The organism is Amycolatopsis sp. H20-H5 (assembly GCF_035828755.1).
Taxonomy (GTDB): Bacteria; Actinomycetota; Actinomycetes; order Mycobacteriales; family Pseudonocardiaceae; genus Amycolatopsis.
On record NZ_JAYMZS010000021.1, the window covers coordinates 38,077 to 64,854 of the forward strand.

The following is a 26,778-nucleotide window of genomic DNA, read 5'->3' on the forward strand; positions in this document are numbered from 1 at the left end:
CTAAGGTGGCCTGGCGGTGAGGTCCACTTGTTCCCGGAAGTCGTCGGCGGCCATCCCGAGCCAGTGCACGAACGGGATGTTGAGCACGCCCGCTGCGTCCAGTGCGGCAACGAGGACCGCGAGGGCGGCGGTGAGCACCAGCGCGCGCTTCAGGGCTGACGCCTCGCGCCAGAACTCGAGCAGGGAGTCGATCGGCCGTGTGGCGTGGCCTTCCAGTCCTCTGTGGATAGTGGTTGCCGGTTCGGCTGACGCCCGGAGTGACCACCAGGCCGAGGCGGTCAGGGTGGCGTGGATGGCCGCCGCGACCAGGAAACCGAGGTGCAGGCCGGATAGGGCGGTCGCCAGGACGAAGGCGAGTGACGTGGTCGTGACGCCGAGGGCGAAGGCCTTGACGCTGCCGGTGCTGAGACCGGCGACCGCACCGGCGAGCCCCAGCACCGGTAGCAGCAGGGGCACGAGCGCGTAGCCGGGCGTCACGCCGAGAGCCACCAGTGCGAGCGTGCTCAGCGCGGACACCACCATGACCGTCCTGAACCGTGCGCCGAGACTCGGGAGGAGCAGCAGCCCTGCCAAGGCGACGGCGATGGCCCCGCTGGTGAGCAGGTGCACGTTCGTCAACGTCAGCCCGGCCGACGTGGCGAGCGGGACCGTCGCGATCGCGCCGAGCGACGTCAGCCCGGCACCGGAACCGCCGAGCAGCCCGAGGATCACGGGGCGGAACCAGCGTTGCGGCAGCTCGGCTGCCCTCCCGATCACCTGCGCGGCCTTACGCGCCGGGAGACCGTCTTCGATCGCCTTGTCCAGGACCTCGTCGTGAAGGCGCCTCAGCTCGGCTCGCGCTGTTTCCCAGGCGCGCTGCGCTTCGTCCACCTGGGCGGCTCCGGCCGCGCGTAAGGCGTTCTCCAGCTCGCGAAGACGTTGACGGGCTTCGAAGACGTGTCGTGACCTGTCCTTCAGATCCTGGCTGAGCGTCGGCGCCTCCGACAGTGTCTTGCCCGGCCAGAGGAGCGCGGCTGCTCGCTCTTCGAACTGCTCCGCGCGGTCGACAGCGTGGGCGGAGCGGCGGGTCAACTCCTTCAGCCGCGCCCGACGCGTCTTGACCTCGGCCTCGCCTTCCGGCTCCGGGCCGTCGCGAAGTGCGAGCGACCCGAGTTGGGCCGCGCTGGCCGCGCGTCGATGAAACTCGGCGAAATTCGCCGGAGGCGCGACGAAGCCCTTGTCCGCGTGGAGTTCTCGGCCACGGACGACGATGCCGGTCATGCCGAGCCGATCGAGGTCGGCCGCGAGCTGGTCGAGCCGCCCGGGAGCGGCGTCGGTGATGTGGAGGACACCGCCCGGCCGCACCGCCATGACGACTTCGGCGAGGCCGAACCCGGTGTATCCGTCGTCGATCGACCAGTGGATTTCGTCGTGGCCGGTGGGGACGAGCCGAGCCAGGAGCGTGTCCGGGGCGTTGGTGGCGATCCGCAGGACACCCTCGGCCGCCGCGGCGCGAAGTCGCACCGAACTCCCGGCCATCGTCAGCCATGGGCTGATCTCGAGCGCGGACTCCAGCTGACCGCGTGACACACCCAGCTTCCACCGGACGAACAGCGACGATCGGACACCGCCGGGACTCGCTCGCAGGAGCGTCAGCACCCGCGCGGCGAGGATGGGCGAGAGGTCGGGCAGCGGGTGACGCCGGGTGACGGTCCGTTCGGTCGCGCCCGGATCCTCGGCGTGACCGCCTTCGTGCTCGAAGAACCGGCGCACCTCGTCGGCCGACCAGAGCGCGTTGAGCAGGTCGTAATCGGCCGCCGACAGGTGGGTGCCGAGGCCGGCGGTCACCGCGAGCAGGCCTCGCACCGGTAGCGGCCGGGCGTGCAGGAACACGGTGTGCCCGTGGGGGACCCGGGTGCCCGGCGGAACCAGTTCGCGGCCCGCCAGTACGACGTCCGCGTCGGCGAGGTACCGCCGCAGCCGGGCTTGCGCGAACACGCCGAGTCCACGGCCGGACAGCCTGGCCGCACCCATCTTCGGGAAGCCGGTGATCGCCAGTACGGCGAGACCGCCGAGCACGGTCAGTGTGCCCAGGTCGGATCCTTGCCAGAGCAGGAGATCCGTTGCGGTCAGGAAGCCGGTCGCGGCGAAGATCGCCGGCCGCCCGCCCCGCCTCCACGCTTCAACGGTGCGCCGGTTGGCCCGGCCTATGAGCTTCTGCGCCGCCACCATGGCGAGTGCGACGACCTCGGCGAAAAGCGCCAGGGACACCACGAACACAGCGAGTTCGACCGCTTCGGGTGCTCGACCGGTGTCGTTGAGCATGCGGCCCACGACGGTCCCGAAGAGCGCACCGGCGACACCCCAGCCTGGACCTGCCGGTTTCCGGTTCGCCAGGCTGCGTGCCTGGTCGGCGGCGGCCAGCCCGGCCAGCCCGACGATCTGCGCGTTGATGTCGTTGCTCAGCAGCACGTCCAGCTGCAGCCAGCCGTACTGGTCGGGGCCCCAGAGACCGGCCGGTACCGCCCGCACCCACGTGCCGAGCGCGGTGGTGGGTTCGAGGGCCGCGTCCAGCAGTTCGGTCAGCGCGTCATGGGTACCTGGCGGCAGCAGCGTGGTGCCGAACCGGCCGGTCGCGGCGACGGTGACGAGTTTCGCGGCCACCTCGAGCTGACCGGGGGTCAACCCGATGGCTGGACCGAACCTCGCCCGCAGCAGCTCCTCGGCCACGCCAGCGCCGTCCAGGACGTAGAGCTCCAGCCTGCCACCGCGGTCGAGATGGCCGGACCGGACCGGCAGCCCGGTCACCGGATGGGTGAACGGCCGGGTCAGCTCCTTCACGGTGGCCTTGAGTTTTCCGCCGCCGAACCCCAGCGCGACCAGATTCGGTCCGTCCGACCGGCCCAGCAGGAACTCCCGCGACGCCCCGGCCACGGTCTCGAGCCACCGCGCTTCGTCCAGACTTCCGCCGTAGCCGGAAATGAGCGCGGGACGCACCGTCGTGCTCCAATGGCGGAGTAGTTGCTCGGGTGCTTCCCTGCCTCGCAACCGCTTCACTTGCTTGGCTGTCGCGGACAACGGCACCGACTGCGTCAGCAACGCGCTGTGCAGGCCGCCCCACGGTTTGAGCGTGAAAGCGAGATGGTCGAGCTTGGCGGCGATCGTGTTCAGCGTGGTGCCCGGCACCCTGGCCCGGACGGGATGGGCTCGCCGGATCCGGTCCCGCAGGGCGGTGACCTCGTCGTGCAGCGCGTCGACCCCGGCCTGCGACTGCTGGTCGGAGCCGACACGGCTCATCGCCCGCTGGGTCAGGCGGGATAGTTCCCCTTCCGGATCAGCGCCGCCTTGGCCGTGGTCGACGAGCAGGAACGCACTGGCGGCGTCCTCGACGGTGGTCGCTTGCTCCAGCGCGAAGAGGTCGGCGAGTAGCTGGGTGAGGCCGGTTTCCCTACCGGCACTGGTGACCTGCTCGACCCTGTCCAGGAAGTCGAGCAGGTACTGGACTTCGGCGTCGTGGCCGATCCAGTGGGGCTCGTCGAGGTGACGCTCTTCGTGCTTGAGCACGAGGGCGAAGATCCTGGTGAAGGTCTCGTGGGGCAGTGTGGCCAGCCAGCGTTGCCACCGCTCGAAGACGGGGGCGAACATCAGGTGGTGCACGACCCCGCGGTCGTCCCGCCAGGTGTAGATCTCCAGCCCGTCGAGCAGTTCCGCGGGCATCCCGGCGGCGGCGAAGGCATCGTCGACGGTCGAATTCCTTGGCAGGACGTGGAGCACTGTCCCCGGTGTGAAAGGCAATTTCGACGACTTGGCGGTGTGCCGCCCGGCGTGCTCGCCGAGCCGGGCCACGAGCAACGGGACCGCCGCGCCCTGCTGGTGGGTCATTCCCTTGGCGAGGGGGCCGCCGACCCGCGTTTCCGCTTCATGGATCGCGATGCCCAGCCGCAGCGCCCGGCGATGCACGCTCCGCATCGCGGCGTCGATCTTTCGTGGTGAGAGGTCCGCTTCACCGGCCTGGTCCTGGCTGAGTTCTTCCAGCAGCCAGTAGTGCTCGTCGGTGGCGCGTTTCAACAGGGCCTGGACGTTGCGAATCGTCATCCGGCGGGCAGCCGTGGCCGCGATCTCCGTGAACTCACGTTCTGCCTGGTGGAGAGCGGCTTTCCCGGCGCTTCGCGCCGCCTCCAGATCTTCGTCCCGCTGTACCTGCTGCGCGGCGATCATGGCCACGCGGGCGGCGTGGAGCTTGGCGGTGAGCGGGGCCACCTTGTCCCTGCCGAGCGCGAGCCGGTAGGTGTGGCTGTGCGGGCCGCGAAGCCGGTGGTAGGCCTTTCCGAGTTGCTGGTTTATCCGGCCCGCCGACGCCGGGTCGACGTCGGAGAACACCGACCAGCCGTTCTGGACCATCCACAGCGTGATCACCGCGCCGATCAGGACGGTCGCGGTGGCACCGCCACCGAGCGCACCGGTCACGGCGACACCCAGGCCCGCCCGGAACCGCGCGGACGCGTGTTTGCCGGCGTACTCCAGTTGGCGGACGCCGTGACGGCGACCGCTGCGCAGCCAGATCCTGGCCGCCGCGAGGTTTCCGGTCACACTCGCCGTTCCGGCGAGCAGCACCAGCCAGGGGTACGGGGCGTCCACCGGATCGAGAATCGTCGCGAGGACGGTGTGGGCGGCGATGCCCACGGAAATCGCGATCGAGGCCGCGATCGTGTACCCGCTCAGTCGTCTCGCCAACGACGAGTTGGTGGACAGCGACCACGCCACCAGCGGGATCGTGCTCAAATAGGTGACGTCGTGCAGCCAGTTGACCCACACGGTCGCGCTCTGTGAGTGGCTGGCGAGCCAGTATTCCGCCGCGGTCGTCATGACCAGCACCGCGACGCCGAGGAGCAGTCCCTTCAACCCCTCGCGCCGCGACAGCCCACCCTGGTCGAGTTCGTCGTGACTGTCGCTGTACACGACCGCACTGCGGAGCCCCTGGACCATCGCACGCCACCGAGCCAACGCCGAAGGCACACCGTTTCGCGCGCCTCGCTGGACGAGCCAGTGGACTTCGTCGGTGAACTCACGCAAAGCGGCGTGGGCGGCGGCCAGCGCGTGTTCGCGGTCTTCGGCCGATCGCGCCCGTCGGAGCGCGCGATCGTGCGCGGTCAACTTGCGGTGGTGCGGATCGGTGAGGTCGATCATCAAGGTGCGCGACAGTGTTTCGGCCGCTCGGTCCAGCCTGGCGGCTTCACTGAAACGGTCTAGGCCCAATTGCTTCCGCAGCAACAGATTTTCGGCCGATTCGGCGTCGGCGACCTGATCCAGCAACACCTGCGCCTGCTCTTGCGCGGCTCGCAGTTCGGCGTGCGCGGCATCGAGCAACCGCCGTGTCGCGGCGGCCGCCGCCCGCTCGTTCATGACGTCGGGCACCCCTGGTGGCGCGCGCGGGCCGCGCACAGCGCCCAGGATGCGAGTCAGGTCGTGTGGCGCGAGATCCAGCAGTACCAGCACTTCGCCGGGGGACATGCCGGTGGCGGCCAGCCAGGCGGCGAGCTGGTCGCGAATCCGCACCCTCTGCTCGTAGACCGCCCGCGACCGTCGCACCACGGGACCCGCCGCGATGATCCGCGCGCGTAGTTCGGCAGCCCCGCTCAACACCGGCGGCCCGGCGCGGTCACCGCGCATGAACGCCGCCCAGTACACCGCGAAGGCGATCATCGTCGCCGCCCCGGCCACCAGGATCACGGTGGCCACGCCCGGGACTCCCGTGCCCGCGACCGGCAGCAACCCGGCGAGCGCCTGCTCACCCGCCATCGCGCCGGCCACTTGCCCGGCGGTCTTCAGGAAATTGCCCCCGGTGCTCCCGAAGGTGCGCTTCTGGTCGTTCGCCTCGCCGGGGTACCGCCGGTGAGCGATCTCGTACCGGCCCGCGATCACCCCGTTCGATCCGACTTCCTCCAAGACGTAGGTGACCAGGACCGCGAGCGGGAAGAGCACGGGAGCGACGTGCGCGCCGAGCCAGAAGGAAACACCGCCACCCAGCACGGTGACGGCCATGATGAGCATGAAGATGGCCGTCCGGCGCTGAAGAAGCCGCGTCAGCGCCGGAATGAGGAGGAGCACCCCGGAGATCGTGGCTCCGTAGGCGGTCCAGCCTGCCGCGCTCGCGTGCCCAGTCAGGTTGAGCGCGGGCACCCGGACGCCGTCGAACGCTTCGATCGTGAAGCCGACGACTGCCGCGAACACGGCGGTCACCAGGTAGAACGGGTTCTTCAGCGAGGTGAGCGAGCCGGTGAGGGCAACCTTCAACGGCAGGATCGCCCGGTCCGGCCGCTCGGGCGTCATCGTGGAGAACATGGCGGCCGCGCCGATGACGGCGAGTCCGGCCATGACCAGCCCGCCCAGGTGCGCGCCGAGTGCCGACAGCCGGTCCAGCAGCACGCTCAGTCCCAGGTTCACCCCGAAGTCCACGACGAGGATGATCGCGCTCGCGCCGAAACGCTGTGCACTCTCGCCTCGCCGCTGACGATGACTGTCCGCCTGGGACACCTTTTCGTTGATGAAATCGTAGATCGCCGACCACGGATTGCCGAAGTAGCCGACGAAGAACGCCGCGGCCAGGTACAGCGGAGCGGACTGCGCGAGGCCGTAGGCCGTGAACGCCATGCCCATCGCGAGCATCGAGGTGACCGCGAGGCCGCGTCTGGACAGCGAACTCCAGGTCTGCTGCAGGACGAAGCCGGCGAGGTTGCCCGTCATCGCGACCCAGAACAACGTCCCGCCGCTGAGGTGGAACCCGGGATCGGGCAGGAGCACCGCCGGGCCGTAGATGCCGAGGATCTCCACCGTGGCACCGAAGGTCCACGCCGCAATCCTGCCCGGCCCGGGAGGTCCGAGCCGGTACCGGGTAGTGCGGACGCTCGGTGCCGTGCGGTACTTGGCCAGCTGGCCGCGAAGACGCGCGACAGCTCGTCCGGCAGCGTGTTTCCGGCTTTCGACGCCCCGCGCGGAGAGCAGCGTAAGTCTGTCTTCGGCCTCCCGCAGGGCTTGCGCGGCGTGGGTGGCGAACACGTTCCGCCACACGCCGGGGTACGGCAGGGGAAGGGTTGTCGCGTCATCTCGCCGGGCACGAAGGAGCCTGGCGGCCTCCCGCAGGTTGCCGATGCTGGTCGCGGCCAGCTTGTCGAGCCCGGTCAGGAAGCGTCGGGTCAGCCACGAGTCGGCGGCGGCTTCCGGGTCGGTGGCGCGCTCCGTCAGGTCTGCGACGACCTCGCGCCGCCAGTCCGTGGTGAAGCCGATCTCCGCCGCGAGGTGGTCACGCACGACTGTGTTCACCAGGTCACCGGCTTCGGCCACGACGTGCACCCGCAGCCAGCCGCGCGAATCCACCTCGACACGGTTGTCCGCGCGCTGGGCTCCGAGACGTTCGTCGTGCAGGTGTACCAGCACGAACGGGGGCGCCCGGGACCCGTTGGCCGCCAAACCCAGCGCGGTCAGCGCGGGACCGTTGAACTGGCCTTGGAGCAGTTCGCGGACCGCTTGCCGTAGCTGCTGAAGCCGGGTGTCGATCCCGTCGTGGTGGGGCGGCAGTGTCACCGAGGCGCCTAGCGCGTCGATGATTCGCTGCGTGGCTTCAGCCCGTTCCACGCCGAGAAGCTCTGTGCTGCCTGTGGACTGACGGACCGCGGCCGCGATCACGCGTGTCAGGTCACGCAGGGCCTGACGCGCTTGAGTCTTGTCCACCTCGACATCGTCCAGCGCACTCAGCGACGTGGACACCGCGCGCGGATTCGCGGCCAGATCGTGCTCGAACGGCACCACCGTGTGGTCCAGTGGCGTCGCGAGTTCCGGCGCGATCCGATAACGGCCGTTGTCGTCGACCGTCAGGAAGCCGTGGTCGACCAGATCGGCCAGCCAGCCGTCGTCCCAGTCCAAGTGCTCAGCCGGAATCGTGAGACGGTAACGGCGGCCCGTCTCTCGCGCGTAGGCGTCGATATTCTGCCGGATCTCTGCTGCGGAGAGGGAAACAGCGTCAGGTGAGCCTTCGCGCCTGGCTTGCGTGATCATGCCCAGCACCACACCGAACAGGGCTGATCGCGTCATCGGCGCATTGGCGAGCCACGGTTCGGTGACCGGCGCGATGACGCCGTCGACCTTGGTGCGGCGGCGGAAACGCCATCCGGTCAGTATCGCCGCCAGTGTCACGGCCACCGCGGCCAGGCCACCGATGCCGAGAGGGGTGAGACCGTGACCGTGCGGTGCCGGGGCCGGTGGCACCGGCTGGGCAGGCGGTTGCACCGGCGACTCCACCGGCTGCTTCGCGGGCTGCGGCAGGGGAGTGCCCGGCAGGACGACACCGGGGGGCACGGTGATTTCCTGCCCGACGACCAGTGCACCGCCGTTTGCCTCGGCCCATGCCCGCCCAGTCGCGCCCAAGGCCAGTGCGAGTCCGGTGAAGGTCGTGTTCTCCTTGGTCACCAGCGTGTTCGGCGGCACGAGTGCGAGCAGGATCGGCCGGTGTGCCGGGAAGTGGCGCACGTCGGTGATCCCGTTCGCCCGCATGATCGCTTCGAAGGAGGTCTCGGCGCCGGTGCCCGCCCGGTTCGCCCTGCTCACCATGGCGCCCGGCAGTTCGCCAGGTGACATCGTGTACAGGCGGCCAGGTATCGGTGTGGCGGAGGGCAAAGGCGACGTCGTCGGGCCGCGACGCCCGGCGGCTTCCGGGCTGTGGACGGCGGCCACCGTGCCGTCGTGGCTGACGTCGGGGGTGCTGTTGTGGGTGTTGTTGTGGGCTGCCGCGGAGGGGAACAGCAGGGTGCTCGCGAGCACCGGCACCAAGGCGAGCTTGCGGAGCAAGGGAAGAAGCCGCTCCAGCAGTGCCGGACGGGCTGCGGCGGGTCCGGGCGACTTGCCCAGCGTGTGCCGCATCAGCACGATGGTCCCGCCGACGGTCGCCAAGCCGCTCACGGCCATCAGGCCCGGCACCGCCAGCGACCCGGAGAACCCCGGGAGCGCGTCCTCCCCGGCGCGCACGAAGAGCCACGCGCCGAGCGAGTGGAACAGGTAGCGGACGATGCCGATGGCGCTCAGCGTCAGTTCCCGCTCGCGTCCGGTCAGGTGCCGCCGCAGGAGCTGCTGGATTCCCTGCACGGTGCCGATGTAGCCCGCGGTGCCGAGGAACACGGCGGCGCCGATCCCGGTGGCGACCCAGCCGCCGCCGAGCCGGTCACCCGCCACCCAGGCCAGGCCGCCCGCGGCCAGCAGCCCGGCCATGGTGAGGGTGAAGCCAGAAGCGTGGTGGTAGAGGTACCCCTGCCTTTCCGCCTCGGTCGTCTTGACCCGCTTGTCCAGCGCCACCGACGCGACGGTCAGCGCGATACTCGCCAGCAGCGCGTTGTTGTTGAACAGCGTCACCAGCACGGGGCCGCCGCCGATCGCCGCCACCGCGGGACGCCAGCCCGTCTCGTACATCGTCGCCGCGATCCCGACCATGGCGATCGGGGCCACGACCCACCGCACCAGCGGATGGCGCAGCGTGTTCAGCACCGCGATCGGGCCGAGGCCCGGCTTGGCCGCCGCCGGGCGCACGGGAGTCTTGGCCGACGTGACGTCGCTGACCTCGGGCGGCCCGAGGTACACCGTGGCCGCGGCGGCGGCCGCCATGAGCCCTGCCGAGACCAGCGCGGCCGCGGTCAGGGAAACCGCGTGGTACAACCAGGTTTGCAGCAGGAGGGTGCCGGCCGTGGAGAGTCCGAAGTAGACGTTCACCGTCATGGTGACGCTGCTGACGCTGCGGTGGTTCGTCGTGCCGGTTTCGGTGAGCCGCCGGTTGGACTCCGCGACGTAATCGCTCACCCAGAGGTTCGCTCCGCTCATCGAAGCACCGAACAGCCCCAGCCCGAAGGTGGCCGCGTACAACAGGACCGGTGACCCCCCGGCGGCGAACAGGCCGTAGAAGACGAACAGGCCGAGTAGCGACGCGGTGGCGATCCGGCTGCGGGACAGATGCCAGCCCGGGTGCCATTTCGGCCGGATCAGGAACAGGCCCGCGACGGCGCCCAGCGGTGCCACCACGTACAGCTGACCCACTCGCAGCCCCAGCTCGGCCGCGGTCAGCACGGCCGTGGTGCCGATGGACGCGGTGCCCAGTCCCCAGATGAGCCCGGCGAACGGGACGAACAGCGCACGATGGCCCCGGCTGTAGCCCGCGCGCCAGTCCCGGTTGCGGCCCAGCCACGAGCGCAGACCTGTCCGCTTGGCCACGGCCAGGATCCCGCCCGCCACCGCACCGGCCACGACCAGCCAGGTCCAGGGGGCGATCGCGGGCGTGCGGGGGAGGGCGTCGCTCGCGCCCCAGGCGGTGCCGGTGAACACGAGGGCCATCAGCCCGGCCGTGATCACGACGACGGCCGCCGTTCGCACGAGCAGCGGTGGTGCTCGTGCGCGCAGCGTCGGGCGAGGCGCGGCGTACGGGGGCACCCAGGTGCCGGGTGCCGACCAGGACAACGCGCGCCTTGCCCGTTGCGCGGCTGCCACGATGCCCGCCATGACCACGGCCCCGGAGACGGCCTTGACCACACCGGCGGGCAACGCCGTCAACCCGCCCAGCGCGGCGAGCCCGACGTAGGAGCCCAGGGCGGTGAGCCCTGCGGCGGTGCTCGCCATGAGCAGGGCCGCCCGGTTCACGGGTGCCTTCGGTAGCTGGGAACGCCACTGCTGCCGGTCGCCGCGCGCGCGGCCGTACAAGGCCCAGATGACTATGGCGACGGCGAAGGTGGCCCACCCGGTCGTCACCATTTGCAGCGTCACCCCGCCCCAGCCCGCGGGCAACGGAGTCGCGCCCGCCCAGATCCGGGAGCTGAGCCAGCTGCCGGAGGGCTGGAAGACGTACTTGACGAAGATGGCGCCGGTGAACGCCAGGCCGCGGTCGCGCGCGGGGATGTACTTCCCGAACAGGCCGAGCAGGCCGAGGAGCATCCCGACCGAGCCCGCCTCGCCGAATACGGACTCCAGGACCATGCCGAGTACCTGCCAGCCGCCGCCGAGGTGGGCACCGGCGAACGCGGCGGTGCTCCCCGCCGCCATCAAGGCGCCCATCATGACGACGAACACGGCGGGGGACCGTTCGACGAGGTCTGTCTTGGTGTTTCCCGGACTGCGCAGGGCCCTGACGTCGTTGGTCAGTGAGATGGTGAGCAGTACGGCGAGCACGCCGAGGAACCCGAAGGCCAGTGGTGTCCTGACCCAGAGATAGTCGGCGGGCAGCGCTTGCCGCCAGTTGCCGTCATAGGCGGTGATGGTGGCCGCGGCCAGTCCCAGCACGAGCGCGGCCAGCGCGGCCAGCGTATGACGGACCAGCCCGCCGAAGGGACCGAAAAGCAACTCCCGTGGCTCCGGGCGCTGCCGGTCCGGGTCTTCGGCGGGCATGGTGAGCGCCGCGGCCCCTGCCGCGATCACCAGCAACCCGGCGGAGACGAGCGCCGCGACCCCGGGGGCACCCGCGCGCGTCAGCGTGTCTTGCATGACCTGGATGCTCGAGAGCAGCAGCACCACGATGACCACGGGCAGGTTTCGCGTGGTACCGGGAAGCTTCACTTCGGGGCGTTTCTTCACCGAGGTGGCGACCCAGTCGTCCATCAGCTGGTTGATGCCGGACCAGGCGCTGCCGAAGACGCCGAGCAGAGCTGCCGCCATCGTGAGCTGGCCGGGCACACCGGTCGCGAGCAACAGGTAGGCACCGGCGACCATGAGCAGGGAGCCCACGGTTTGCCACCGCCGGGACCAGCGGTTCCACCAGGGCGCGAGCAGTCCCGCGCCGACCAGGACCCCGGCCAGCGTGACGGGGTACAGCTCTCCGCCGGAGATGATCGACGTGGCGTAGGTGCTCGACAGCGCGACGCCGAACGCGAACGAGCCCGCCAGGAAGAACGTGCGGCGATGGCCCGCGGTGTCCCCGTTCCGCCAGGCGTCGTTCTGGGCGCGAAGGCCCAGCCGGGCGCGGGTGATCAGGTGGCCTGCCCGTGCGACGGTGAGCCCGGACGCCGCGCCGAGGACGTGCGCGTGGTTCACGGCCGCGTCGACGTCGGCCAAGTAGGTGTCACGGGTGGCGAGCAGGCCGGTGACGAGTGCGGGCTGTGCGCGTTCCGCCTGGCTGATGAGCTTGTCCAGGGCCGCGAGCTGACGGCGCCGCTCGCGGATGTCGCGTAGCGCCGTCGCGAGTTGTCGCGCCCAGTGGCCTTGGAACCGCAGTGGCAGCCCGCCGCCCCAGCGGCCAAGGTCCGTGCCCCACTGCCGCCGGGCAGTGGTCAGCGCCGCGCGGATCGCCGTCGCGAGGTCACGGGCGTCGAGGTGGTCCAGTTCGGTGCCCGCCATCTGCGCGGGGTTGCTCAGGAACGCCTCGGCGTAGCCAGGAAGGTCGGCGAGCAGCCGGGTGACGACGTCCGGCAGGCGGTAGTGGGGGACGCCGTGTTCGTCCGGCGTCCGTGCGAGCAGGCCGTGGTCGGCCAGCGCGGTGAGCAGTCCCTCCACAGTGGACGGATGAGTGCCGGTGAGCCTGAGCGCGAGCTCGTCGGAATGGCTGAGCAGCCACTCGGGCGCGGCGATCGGGAGGAGTCCGCGCAGCGCCGAAGCGATGTCGGGCAGCGTGAATCCCCGGGTGTCGCCGCCGGTCTCGGCGTGGAAGTGCCGCGCCGCGGCGAGTAGCTGCCACAGTGCCAGCCCCAGGCTCGTCGCCCCGGGGTGCGCCGGACGTGTCCCGAGCCACGTCGGGTGGGGGTGGGCGAGTCCGAGCGGTGGACTGCGACCGCGGTACAGGGAGAACGCCAGCTGTGCGGTCACGGCCGCGACGGCGACAGTCGCGCTCACCGAGAGAGAGCGCGAATGGGTGGTGCCCGCCAGGAAAGCGGCACCCAAGTCGGTGCCGACGAGCGCGGTGGCGACCGTCATCCGCCGGGTACCCGCCCGGCCGAACACGGCGGCAGTGCGCTCCCAGGCCGTGCCGAGCTGGAGCAGGGCGTTCCCGGCGAGCGTGTAGGCGACGGCGGCACGTCCGGCGAGCCGCCCGGCCCAGCCCTTGGTCGGCCCGAGCGCCGCGATCAGCCGGGCACCCGAAGTCTCCGTGTGGAGGGTGGTCGTGCGGCGGTGGAGATACCTCGCCCCGGCCACGAGACCGGCTGCCGCGAGGACGGTGAGCGCCACGGCGCCGATCTGCGCCGCTGGGCTCGTCACCGTCGCGGCGTCGGCGATCGGCACCGACAGCACGCCCAGACCGAGCGTTGTCGCCAGCACAGCGGCTCGGGTACCGAGCTTCTGGGCCCTGGTGGCTGGCACCCGCCGGTCGTCCATGCTGCCTCCGCCGACGGCGGTTTCGAGCTGGTCGCGCAGGAGTTTCGCCGCGCGCGCCCGGCCCGGCTTGGCGTCGAGCCGGTGGTCACGTTCGTAGGCCAGCACGTCGTGCACCCAGGTCGCCGGGAGGCTGCCCGCCTCGATCAGCGGCGCGGCCTGGTCAAGACGCTCGGCGACCAGGACGATCTTGCCGCCGGTGTCGTCCGGAATCCCCAGTGCGATCAACCGTGCGGCGAGCGCGGGCCGGACGCCGTGGTCGAGCAAGTCTCCGATCGTCACCACCCTGACCCGGTCGAGCAACGCTGCCGGGTGGTCCGCGAGGTCCGACATCTCCGGCGGCAGACGTTCTCCGCGGAGCCAGAGCGCGGGCATGATCCGCCGCAGGAAGGCGGTCTCCCTCCTGGTCGGTTCCCGGGTAGCCAGCGCTCCGCCCCGGTGGCGCAACAGGTCGGCGATCCGGCGGAAGATCCCGCGCCGGGCCGACGGCGGCGCGATCTTCTTGGCGAGGCGGTGCATGGCCACAGCGGTGATCAGGGCGGCTGTCGCCACATAGCCGCTCAGCGCCGGGATGCCGCCGATCTCGGTGAACAGCCTCGCCAAGATCGGCGCGGGCGCGGAGGCCAGTACCCCGGCGAGGTTGAGTGCCACGGCGCCGCCGGTGTAGCGCCAAGCCCGGTTGAACGCCTTGCCGTACACCGCTCCCTGCGGGGCGTACATCAGGGTGTACACGAAGAGTCCGGTGAAGATCAGCCCGGCGGCCAGGATGGGGTTGCCGAGGCTCAGCAAGGGGAAGAACACCGTGGCCAGCCCCGCGGTGAGCAGCGCGCCGGTCAGCATGACGCGTTCGTGCCCGAGCCGGTCGGCGAGGCGCCCGACCAGCGGGGTCGCCAATCCGTTCACCAGCGCCGCGCCCGCCACGGCGAGCAGGAGGAAATTCTGCTGGTAGCCAAGGACCCGGCTGCCGTAGTCGAGGGTGAACACGGTGAACACGAAGTAGGCGATCATGTCGCCGAACTTCATGACCGTGGTCAGCGCCAGTGTGCCGGGTTGTCCGCGGATCATCGCCCGCACGGGCTTGTCGACGGTCTCGCCGCCTTCGGCCAGCTTCGTGAACTCCTCCGTTTCCTTGACGCGCAAGCGCAGCCAGAGTCCGACGCCGAGCAAGGCCGCGCTGGCCACGAACGGGATCCGCCAGCCCCAGACGAGGAAGTCCGCCTTGGGCAGCCAGGATCGGGCGGCGAGCACGGCGAGGTTCGCCATCGCCATGCCCAGCAGGTTCGCCGACTGCGCGAACCCGGTCCGGTAGCCGACCCGGTCGCGGGGACCCGACTCCATCGCGAGCAGGTTCGCGCCCGTCCATTCGCCGCCCAGCGCGACGCCTTGCACGATCCGCAGACCGATCAGGATGACGGCCGCCACGGAGCCGATCGCCGAGTAGCCCGGCACCAGTCCGATGGCGACGGTCGCCGAGCCCATCATCGACACGGTGATCACCAGTGCCCGGCGCCTGCCGAACCGGTCGCCCATGCGGCCGAAGACCACCGCGCCCGCCGGGCGGGCCAGGAACGCCACGGCGTAGGTCGAGAACGAGAGCACGGCGGCCAGCACGGGACCCTGGCTGGGGAAGAACACGGTCGGGAAGACGACCGCCGCCGCCAGCGCGTAGAGCAGGAAATCATAGGACTCGATGAGGTTGCCGACCATGCTGGCGACCATCGCGCGCCGGACGTTGGTCGCAGAGTCCTTTGTGGACGCTTCGGTGAGCAGGGCGGCGAGTGCCGCCTCGGCTTCACGGAGAGTCTGCTCGGCGGCCTCCGCCGGGGCGTTCAGCGCGGGGGTGGTGTCCTGATTCGCTTCGTCGTGTGTCCTGGCAGCGGCCGCCTGAGCGGCGGCGAGCGCTGTCTTCGCGTTGTCGAGTGCCACTGCGGCTTGGTGGGCCTCGCGCTGCAGCCGTCGCGTGCGATGGACCAGCGCGGCCCCGCCGAGCAGGCTCACCGCGGCGATCGGCAGGAGCCAGGGCAGCGCGTGGCCGACACCTGCGAGCACGAAGCCGGACAGGCCGGGAACCAGCAGCGGCAGCATCAGGTAGGCCGGAGCCGCGAGAGTGAGGGCTGCCGGGCTTCGGCGAGGTGCGTTGCCGGAGTGGTTGGTGTTGGTCACCGCACCGCGCTGCCGGGCGGCTTTCTGGACGATCACTTCAGTGCGGTCGATGGTGATTCCGGCGATGATCGACGTGGTGCGGGTGGTGTCGATCAGCCTGCCAAGGCGGGTACTGGCGTCGCTGAGCGTTGTGCCGAGTTGCCCGGCGACCTCGGCGGCTCCGATGCGCCGCGCGTCGTCGATGAGACGTTCGAGGTCGTCGATGAGCCTCCTGGTCTGCTTGATCCGCCGAAGGTCCCGCGCGAGCAGCCGCTCCGCGGGTGAGCCGAAGCGGAACGGGACAAGCTCGCGGTGGACGGGGCGGGTGAAGCCCCAGCGTTCGTGTGCCGTGCGGAGTTCGGTGGTGAGGACGGCGGCCAGTTCGGCCACCGGCAGCCGGTCGAGGTGGGTGCCGATCAGGCGCCCGGGGTTGGCGAGGAACGCTTCCGCGTACTCCGCGGGCAGCCCGGCCAGCAGCCCGGAGAGGCCGTCCGGAAGGCGGTAGTAGGTGGTGCCCGCGTGGTCGTCGGCCACGAGCAGGCCGTGCGCGACCAACGGGTCGACGAGCGCCCGTGCCGCGGTCATGGGCCGGGTGCGCAGGCGCGCGGCGGCCTCCCCGGCGAGGGCGCGTGCCCAGGCGGGTGCGGTCGCGGGGAGCAGACCGGCCAGTCCGCGGCGGACGTCGTCCAGCGTGAAGCCGCGCACGTGGCTGCCAACGGCGGCGCGCGTGTGCTGGGTGACGGCGATCAGGCGCCAGATGGGCAGCCAGGTGCGGGCGGCCGGATAGGCCGCCGGTCGCACGCTCGCCCATTCGGCGATCTCGCGCTCGGTCGGCGGGGCGCGTTCCCGGCGCAACTGGACGACGACCCAGGCGGTCGCCGCCGCAATGACGGCCGCGTCGGTCGCGAGCGCCGGGGACCGGGTGAGCGCGTAGGTCAGGATTCCGGTGGCCGAGGCCGTGACGGTCGCGGGGTCGCGGCTGAGCCTGGTGAGCAGATTCCTCGCGTTCCCGGTTGTTGCGGCGAGGCGGTCTCGCAGGGCTTGCAGGGCACGGACGACGCTGTCGGGGATTCTCGCCGTGGCCTGGAGGGCGAGTGGCCGGTCGGGGTCGGTTTTCAGCGGCGGGCCGAGTCGAGTTTGGATGACGGCCCAGGTGGTCGCGGCGGCTAGTACGGCGGCTTGGGTCGCGAGTGCGAGGGAGCCGGTCAGCGTCAGCGTGAGGGTCCCGGCCGCAGCAGTGATCAAGGCCACCCGGTGGTGTGTGAGCCAGGAGGTCAGGCCGCTCCAGTCAGCCGGTGTGGTGCTCGGCTGGAGGGCGAGTGGCTGGTCGGGGTCGGTTTTCGCTGGCGGGCCGAGTCGAGTTTGGATGACGGCCCAGGTGGTCGCGGCGGCCAGTACGGCGGCTTGGGTCGCGAGTGCGAGGGAGCCGGTGGTGGCCAGGACGGTGATTCCGGCTGCGGCGGTGGCCAGGGCGACCCGGTGGTGTGTGAGCCAGGAGGTGAGGCGGCTCCAGTCGGCCGGTGTGGTGCGCAGCTGGAGGGCGAGCCCGGCGAGCGCCTGCTCGATCTGATCGACGTGGCTGCTGACTTCGGCGGCCACCCCTTCGTCCTCGGCCAGTCCGGGGTGGACGCGGTCGAGGATCATCGCCGCGAGCTGCTCGCGGGTCACGCTGGTCAGGTCGCCGAGGGTGAGCACGCCGATGGCCGGGAAGTAACTCATGATCCGGTCGGTGTCGGCGGGGTTGAGCTGGGACAGCCTGGTGGTGAGGTCCTTGACGTTGCCGATCTTGAGTTTGCTGACGGCATAGGCGACGACGAGTGAGGTCGCGGAGATGACGAGGTAGGTGCTGCTGGTGACGTCTTCGACGTGCGGCAGCTGGGTCGCGGTGATGTTGCCCGCGGGCAGGATGGTGGCCTTGGACAGGATGACGCCGAGCGCGGCGCCGCCGAGGACGCCGAACAGGACGCGAGTGACTCCGGGGCCGCCGAAGACGTACCCGGTGGTGGTGGGGCCGAGGGGGAACTGGATGGCGATCCCGGCGGCGAGGTAGTACAGGACCAGCGTGAGCGTGCTGGGGGCCAGGTGCAGGGCTACGGCCGCGGGACCGACGAGCAGCAGCGTGGTCGCGGTGGTGTACACGAGCGCGTTGCGGTTGAGGACGGCGGGCAGCCGCTTGTTCAGTTTCGGCTGGAGCCAGCTCGAGACAGCTCCCAGTGTGCGGAACGCGAAGGTGAGCAGCCCCGCGTACCAGACGAGCGCCGCCCCGGTCACGAGTGGTTCGTGGATCTTCAGCAGCGGGTTGAGCGGCGCGAGCAGGATGCCGTTGCCGACTCCCGCCACGGTGGCCAGCAACGCCGGTGCGGCGACGAACAGCAGCAGCGCCCGCGGCGAGGAGAACGTGCGGTTCCAGGCCGCCTTGATGGCGATGAGTGGCGAGACGACGATCTGCCAGCGGCTTTGCCGGGCGAGTTCGACCTCCGCCCCGCCACGCACGGACGCCCACGTGGCCAAGGCCAGTGCGACGTAAGTGGCGCCGAGGGTGTAGTTCCCGGCGTGGTAGCCCAGTGCCCACACCGTGCCCGCGACGGCCAGCGGCAGCACCGCCCGGCCGATGGCGCCCCAGACGACGAACTGGTTTCGGCGCTTCTCGTCGTCCTCCTTGCTCAGCCGGTGCCGATCCATTCGGGCCTGGAACAGCCCCGCCGCCCAGGAGTAGGCGCCCGCGGCGGAGAACACGACTTGCAGCAGCGTGAAGCTGGGTGGCGTCAGCGGCAGCGCCATCACGGCGACGCTGCCCACGATCGCGGTGCCGAGTGACCATTTCTGGCCGAGGCGGTTGCCGTAGAGCGCGTTGAGGGTGAAGCCGATGAGGCCGATTCCCCAGCCGTAGGCGGACAACAGAGCCACCTGCGTGGAGGTTGAGCCGGGATAGTTGGGCGTCAGGTAGAAGGCCTGATACGACGCGAACAGCGCGCTGGTGAGCGCGACCGAACTGAACAACCCGACCAGCGCGCCCTGGTTGCGGTTGAACCAGTTCCTCCGTTCGCCACCGGCGGCGGCCCTCACCCGCGTGACCGGCGGGAGGAACGACCGCGCGGTGTCCCGCCCTGCCTTGAGGTGCCGGTGCAGCGCGGCCGCCGCGAGGAGACCCGCTGCCGTCGTCACGGCGGGCCACACCCAGCCTGTGCCGGTGGTGGTGGCCGCCGAGGGCGTGAGCACGTCCGCGATCGCCGTGCCTTCGCTCAGCAGCGAGAGCACGGGAATCGCGGTGAGGAGCACCAGCGCGCGGGTCAGCCACGGCGGGCCGCGGATCCGGGCCAGCAGGTGCGCCAGCCGGATCGCGGTCGTCGTGACCGTGGTCGCGACGCCGCGGGCGGCGTTCAGGAGCGCGTGCGCGGCGTTGAGCACGGCCGAACCGCCGCGTACACCACCACGGCCGCCGACCCCGGCGACGGTCAGGCCCGCACCGGCGAGCACCAAGCCGAGCGACATCGGTGCCGAGAGGCCGGGCACCAGCAGCGGCGACGCCATCAGGACCGGCCCGATGAGCACCCGTGCCTTCGGCCCGTTCCCGGGGTCCTGGTCGTTCCTCCCGCTCAGCGCGGCCCGCAGTCGTGCCAGCAGCAGCCGGTCGAGGTCAGTGAGTTTGTTCAGCTCAACCGAAGGAAGTCTGGTGGCCGTCCCCTGGTCGTGAACAGCCGTCGCGACAAAGACACTCTCCAGTTCCGCCGCGTGTTCCTTGATGTGGTGTGGCTCGTCCTCGGGATGTTCCTCGTGGTGGAGGGCTCCTATCCGCGCCATCAGCACGCGCAAAGGCGGGCCGGAGAAGTGGCTCATCGCCCACACGATGGGCAGGGTGAGCAGGGCCGCGCCCGTGTAGGTCAGCACCAACCGGAGTTCGGTGCTGTGCCGGGCGATGTCGAGTTGCTCGGCGGGGACATGCTGGTCCAGCGCGGTGACCAGTTTGCTGCTGAGCCAGAGCCCGAGCATGTTGCCCGCCGCGAACATCCCGGCGACGCGGCCACTGAACACCCGGGTTTTGGCCGACCCGTCCAGGGCGTAGTCGAACATCGTGATTTCCGACAGTTGTGAGGTTAGGTCGGCCAGCATGAACGTGACGAACAGTGCGGCCGCGGCAACCAGCCCCGCGGTGGGCAGCAGGACAAGCGCAGCGGGCAGCACCGTCAGCTGGGTGGCCGTGCTGGCGATGAGCAGTCGTTTCGGATTGTCTTTGCCACCACTGAGCCATCTCATGATGGTTGGTGTTCGTTTCAGTACCTGAGAGCCGAGGGCTTTGATGCCGACCTCGTAGAACAGCACGGCCGAGGCGACTTCCGGGAAGTGCGCGGTGACCAGGATGCCGAGTTGCCCGAGCAGGATGGTGGCGGCCATGCCGGTGAAGAACATGTGCGCCATGGGTGAGAACACCAGCCGGCCCACCGTCGCCGGGTAAGCGCGTATCCGTTTGACTATGCGGTCGATGGAGGTCTTCATGTCATTGAGGACTTCCCTGACGGCGGCGATCCTGCCGCGCAGGCCTCGAGCCGGTGCCCGTATCTCGCCGTTCGGCGGGGTACCGCCCGCCATCGACCAGCGGTAAAGCGGGCCGCGAGCGATGGTGGCGATGCCGAGCGCTGTGAGGGTCAGTCGGACGGCGAATTCCGGGCTCGCACCGAGCAAGGCCGGGACTGCGCTGCTGCCCACGACGAAGATCGTCGGGACGACAGCCCATGCCAGGGCACCGGCCGACGCGAACGCGGCTATCCGCCGGGCGTCCTGGGCGGCGGATAGTGGATGCCAGTCCAGCTTGTCGAGCGCGATTCCCGCCGTCGCGTCGTAGGCGCCGAGTGCGACACCCAGCACCAGGGCCACCGACCAACTCGGGGACAGCGCGATGCCCACCAACGCGACGCCCGCGACCACCGGCATCGCCTGGATCGTCTTGAGGCCCAGGTATTTGCCGATGACCGAGAACAGGAACAGCGACACGGAGCCGCTGATCCCGGCCACGATCGACAGCAGCATGGCGTCACCGATGCTGACGCCGTAGGCCATGGCGAGGGGGACCACGAACAGGCCGGTCATCCGGATGATCGCCCCACCCCATCCGTCGTAGTCACCGACGACGGTGCCCTGGGTGGCGAGCCGGAACCCGAGCGCGGCCCGGTCGAACCGCTGCTTCGTGCGGTCGGCGGGCAGGCTCGCGGTCAGGACGGCGAAGAAGACGCCGTCCTCCACGGCCTTGTCGAGCTTCCGCCGTTCCGGTCCGGGCTCGTTCCGTGCCCGCGGGCCGAGTGCGGCGAGTTCCCGTTGTGCCGCCCGGACCGCGTCCAGGCGCTGGCGCACCTGAGCGGCCAGCGCCCGGCCCTGGCGTCCGCGCAGCCGGAGCGGGAGCCGTGAGGCCGTGCCCTTGCGGAGGTTGAACACGAGGTCCGGCACCGCCGAGGTGGCGGCTGTCGGACCGGCCGCCAGGTGCGGATGGGCGCGGGCGAACCCTGCGTGGCCGATCCGCTCCAGCACGGAACCCGCCAGGACCGCGGCCGCCAGGTAGCTCACCGCGGTGAGCGCGGTGGACGTCCAGGAGGTGGCGGCCGGTGCGCTGGGTGTGCTCGCCTCGGCGATGCCCGCGCCCAGGAACAGCCCGCCCGCGACGATGCCGAGCACCGTCGCCGCGGCGGCCAGCCGCCGGAGCACGCGAGTGGTCCGCGACGGCGGTCCGCGGCCGCGTGCCTGCGGGCGCACGGTATGCGCCGCCGTGGTGGTGGCCGGTGTGGCGACCGCCGGGTGCACCGCGGTGGGTGGTGCCCCGGCCTTCAGGACACCTGGGGGCGCGCGGCGTTCGGTGGGCTTCGTTCCCAAGAAGCGTGCGCCCAGGGGCAACACCGCGCTGCCGAACAGCCCGGCGGCCACCTGCTGGGCCAGCAGGTACGCGAGCACGGCGACCGCCGCGACGACGAGCGTGGCCGCGAGCGGCAGGACGACGAACTTCAGTGCCGCGAGCTGCCGCTCGGAGGCGGTGCTCAGCCAGGTCCGGAACGGCTGGGCAAGACGCTCCACCCAGGTCCGTGCGACTGTCCATAGTGTACCGAAGGCTCGCCGGGCAGCGGCAGGGTTCCGTCGGCCGCGCTGTTCTGCCTTTTTGACAGCCAGCTCGGCGCCCTGTTCGGCCACCTTCGCGGCGCGGACCCCGGCTTCTGCCGCGGCGACCGCGACGGCGGCTTCTTCGAGTTCGTCCCGCTGCGCGTTCAGCGCGTTTTGTGCGTGTTCGATCTGTTTCGACAGCGCGAGCCGGTCGCGGGCTTCGTCGTTGAGCATGGTGTCGAGTGCGGCGGTCAGTGCGGCCTCGGCCACGGCGAGACCACGGGGACCGACGGCGTGGAGGCCCGGACGCCGCGGCGTCCGGGACATCCAGTGCACGAGCGCACCGGGGGGAACCGCGACCGGCAGTTGGATGCTGATCTCCGCCATGATCTGGGGAAGCTGGCCTTCGTAGCGGTCGATCAGCCATTGCACCGCCCGCTGCAGGTTCTGCATGACTGCCGTCTGGAGCGCCATGCTCTGGTTGTCGAGGTGGTCCGCCCACACGTCGAGCAATGCCTGCTCGAAGTAGTTGAGCTGGGAGGTGACAGCGTCGCTCACGGCCCTCTTCGCCGCGAGAGCCTTCTGAGCCTCCGCCAACGATTCCCGAGCCGCTGCCAGCGTGGCGTTGGCCGCCGCGAGTGCCGTGGCTCGGTCTGCCGCCCCCCGCCGCGGCCGCGACTGACCGCGGAAGATCGCCGCGACGCCCGAGACTGCCGCGGCGGTCAGCAGGACGGTCGTGAGCGCGACGCCGGGGAGGATGAGGTTCGCGGCAGCCGCGACGAAGCCAGTCGCCGCAGAGCCGACCAGCACCCCGGTCCAGAACTGTCCGCCCGGAGCACCGGTCCGCGCCTGGCGCTGATCGACGTCGTCAGGCCGCGGTTCCTCCCCGGACCGGCTGCTGTGGGCGGCGGGGAACACGGGGCCTTCGCCGTGATTCGGGTCGGTGACCCCGGTGGGAATCAGCTCCCCGGCGGCCAGCTGGTCGCCGAGTCTCGCCGCGGCGTCCACATAGGACTCGGTGATCTGGTCGGAGGCCTTCAGGATCGTCCACAGCGCGGCGCTGACCTCGGAGGGGATCTCCTTGAGCCAGGTCATGAGCCCGCCGAGGGCGCCGAAGAAGTTGTAGCTGCCCACGTTGACCACGCCCGTGGTGGTGGTCTTGCCCTGGTCGTACTCCACCGCCGCCTGGGTGAGTGACTGCGCGGCGGACCTGGCGTGCTGGGTGGCCACCTCGGCCTGGTCCATGGCGGCGAGGTTCGCGGGACTCGGGTTCAGGTCGTAGGTCAGTTTGAGGTTTTCGTAGCGGGTCAGTGCCGACTCGAGGCCCAGGAGTGAGTCGGCGGCGGGGGTGTAGATACCGGTGGCCGTGTCGCTCCCGGCGTAGGTCTGGGCCTTCTGGTGATAGAGGCCCGCTTGCTCGCCCGCCTGCTTGGCGGTGGTGAGGTTGAGAGGCTTCGAGGGCACCAGGTTGGCACCCAGCGACAGGATCATTTCGATGATCGTCGACGGCAAGGCCGCGTAGGCGATGAACTGCCAGACCGGCCTCCTGCCGGTCTGCTCCCGCATCGGCGAGGTGTGGTCCGGGAGCACCGGGGTGAGCGCCGACCTGGGCAGCCCGCCCCGTGTCCTGGCGATCGCGATGGCCCGCTGGACGTCGGTGTCCCGCGTTCCTTCCACGGCGAGACGCAGGTGGGAGACCAGCCGTAGCAGCGGGTGCTCGTTGCGCAGCGCGAAGTTCGTCGACACCCAGCCGCCGACGATCCAGCGGACCAGACCGGAGGCGAGGACGATCGCGGCGGCTGAGGGGTTTTGGAAGTACACAGACAACGCGCCGATCACCGCGGGGTAGAGCTCACCCCACTGCCGTGCGATCAGCTGATCCATCCAGTTCAGGGTCCGCGACGGACGCGTGCCGGCGAACGGCGCCGTGTGCCAGACGTCGCCACCCAGCGCGGGTGCGGGGCGGCCGGTCAGCGTCGCGGTGCTGTCCGCGGCGAGGCGGCGTTGGCCCGCCTCCACGTGGTTGTCGTCGAAGGCCTCTTGGGCGCTGCGGAGCCGGATCTCGCGGCTGGACAGGGCCCGCTGGTTCATCGAGGACAGCAGCCACTGGAACGCGATCATGGTGGCCAGGCCCCGTGCCAGTTCCCACTCGCCGGTCGAGTAGCCCGCGACGACCGCGCTGCCCACGAGCGCCGCGGCGCCCAGGAGACCCGCGGCCAGGATGCGGGTGAACCGCACAGCGCCCGCCCTGGTGTCCGCGTGCCTGCTCGCCAGCACCTCGCCGTTCTCCCGCTCCGGCGGCGTCTGGTGCGTCCGTCCTGGTGCGATGGCGTTTTTGAGCAGGTCGAAGACCTTGTCACCCGCCGACGCGCGACCCGCGACGCCACGCTCCTCCTGGGTTTTCACCAGTTCGCGTTGCGTCTTGTTGGTGTTGGTCTCGTTGAGGTAGATCATCCGCGAGTTGCCCACGGCGTTGACCACCTCGTACGCGAGTGTGGCGAGCGCCCGCACCGGCGCGAGGCCGTGCAGGATCCCCAGCGCGGAGGTGATCAGCCCGATGGGAATCCGCGCGATGGCCCACCCGGCGAGGAAGAACGGGTAGGTCGCCACTCGCGACGGACGGTCGCCGCTGGTGAGCTTCGCGCGGGCCTCCGGAGACAGTCTGGAGTTCGGCGCCGGGCTGCCCGGCAGCGGGCCGGTTGTACCCAGCCGTTCCACGTCGCCGGACTTCGCGCGCCCCGGGAAGAGCGCCCGCAGCACGAACGCCGCGGCCGCGGGGCTCAGGGTCGTGCGGTCCACGGTGTCGACGTGAGCTCGCAGGTCGCCCAGCTGCAGGCGCCTGTCCGCCGTGCTGGACGCGGCCGCCAGATTCCGCTCCCGCAACGCGAGCTGTGCGGCGGTGGGTGACACGGGCGTTCTGGTGGCCACGCTGACCGCGCCGTAGAGGAGTTCAAGCCATTCATGGCCGCCTCGGCGGTCGTCCAGCGCGCTGTCGACGATGCCGTCGAACAGAGTCGCAGAAGGTTGCAGCAGCCGGGAATCCTTGTTCCCTGGCAGTGGCGCGTGAGTCGTGGTCATGCGCACTTCGAGGTCGGGCCGTTCGATCACGGCGGTCCCCCCGGGCTCGAGCCGGACGGTGAACGAGCGCTCGTGAATGGTGAGCAGGTCGACCAACCCGGGCAGCGAGTGCTCGCTGAACAGGGGCAGGTACAGCCGTTCCCGGTCCTCGCCCGGCGCTGGCAGCGGCCGCGCGCGCGGTCCTCGGCGCGCTTCCTTCCGCAGCCAGTCAGCGGTGGCGGGATGGGTGGCCCGCAACGCGTCGAGCTTCTCCTCTCGGTCTGGGTTGCCCGGCCTTCCGCCGAGGAAGCCCGAGTCGTGGGCCTTGCGGCGCAGCAGCGGGCGCCAGAGCAGCCGCTGCCACCGCGGGGCCTGCTGCCAGCTCTCGATGAACGCGGTCCACCAGACCGCGATACCGGCGTCCTTCACCGCGCGCTCGGGCAGGTCCCCGCGCCGCAGCGCGGCCAGGGTCGCGTCGTCCAGCGCGTGCCGGACGAACAGTTCGGGTCCGGACAGGCCACGGTGCGCCGCCACCGCTTGAGCGATCGCGCCTGCCAAGGCCCACCGGGCGTGGGTGAGGTCCATGACGGCGGGCGGCGGCGGGATGTCCAGCAGGAGTTCCCCACCGTCGTAGCGCATCTGGTAAATCCCGGGATCGGCCGGGGTGATCGTCGTTCCAGTCACCGCACCCAGCTCGAGCAGGGTCTTCGTGACCCACCACCGGTCTGCGGTATGGGTGACCCGGGGGCGACGGCGTCCGCCGTACTGCTCGGCCACGCGCCGGGCCGCGTCGCCGAGCAGGGCGCGCCGGACGTCGACGAGGTCGTCCATCTTTTTCGCCAGCCCGGCCTTGGCCAGTGCCTGCCGCAGTTGCTGGAGCCGGATCGACTGCGCCCGGAGGTGAAGCAGATGGCCGCCGTCGGTTTCCGGCGTGGCCGCGGCGATCTGCTCCGCGCGTGCCACCAGTTCGGCCTCACTCTGCCGGTCGGCCGGAGTGAGCGGGCCGGTGCCGAAGCCGGGTCGCAGCACATCGGTCGCGGTCAGCACCGGCAGCGCCCGGCGCAGCACCGCCGCCGCGTTCAGCATCGCGATTTCCACCGGACCCATACCGTCCACAGTGGACAGTGAGGTGGCCGTCTCGGTCAGTCCGGTCAACGCCCGCGTCAAGGCCGCCCCGTGGGGGTCCACCCGCAGCGCGCCGCGCGCCGCGTCCAGCGCCGCCGACACGGTGGGCCACAGCTGGTGACCGGCCATCGGGGACGCCGCGTCAGCGGCGGCGTCCAGCGCGGCCTTGGCTCCGTCGAGCACCGGCTTCACCACGCGGACCTGCGTGGCCGAGTCGGCCCGCTGCCCCTCCACCAGCACCTGCTCGAGGTCGGCCATCAGCCTGGCCCGCAGCTTGCCGTTGACCAACCCGGTGAATCGGTTCCGGCGCACCGAGACCTCGGCCAGGTTGCCACCGGCGTCCTCGTGGATGGTGATCACCACGCGGTCGTCGGTCAGCGTGGTCTCGGCCCACAGGCCCCCGCCCAGCACCGCGCGGCGCACGGTTTCCTGGCTGGGGCCGGTTTCCCCGGACCGGCGGCTGTGGGCGGCGGGGAACACGGGGCCTTCGCCGTTCGTGTTCTCGTCGGGGTCGGTTTCCGGCGCCTTGATGACGTGGTCGCCCAAGTGCGGGTCTTCACCGGCGCCGGTGGGGCCGTCCTTCTCTCGCACGGGTAGCAGCGGGGCGATCGCCTGGCGGATCAGGTCGAGCTGATCGGCACTGAATCCGGCGTGCGTAACGATGTCTGCGGTCACCGTGTCCAGCCAGCGTCCCACATCGCCGACGGTGGTGAGCTTGCGGTCGATGAGGGCGTTGGTGAGGTCGCTGCTGCTGCCGATGCCTGGCTTGTTCTTCCAGTAGGCCTTGCCGAGTTCTTCTTCGAGCCGGGCCTTGAGCAGGGCGATCGGTGCGCCGCGGGCCTTGAACAGCATGACGCCCGCCGCGATGGAGGCCGCGATGACGAGTTCGTAGGGGACGGCGAGGATGAGGTCGGCGTAACGGGCGGGCAGGTCGCCGGTGGGGCCTTCGAGGAGGCCGAGGAGTTCGGTGGACAGGGTGGTGCCGAGGAAACCGCCGAACATGGTGGACATCAGGATGCCCGTCTTGGCGGACTTTCCTTGTGCCAGCGCCATGGTCATAGAGAACGA

At 70.8% G+C, this 26,778-nt stretch carries 1 protein-coding gene (only partly in view); it reads right to left on the reverse strand.

Going from position 1 to position 26,778, the window contains the following annotated elements:
- A protein-coding gene (locus tag QMK34_RS15105; protein ID WP_326414575.1) for an MFS transporter crosses the window boundary here: on the reverse strand, positions 1–26,778 show its 3' portion. 24,690 nt of this gene lie beyond the right edge of the window; only the last 26,778 of its 51,468 coding nucleotides appear in the window; its start codon lies off the right edge, out of view; its stop codon occupies positions 1–3.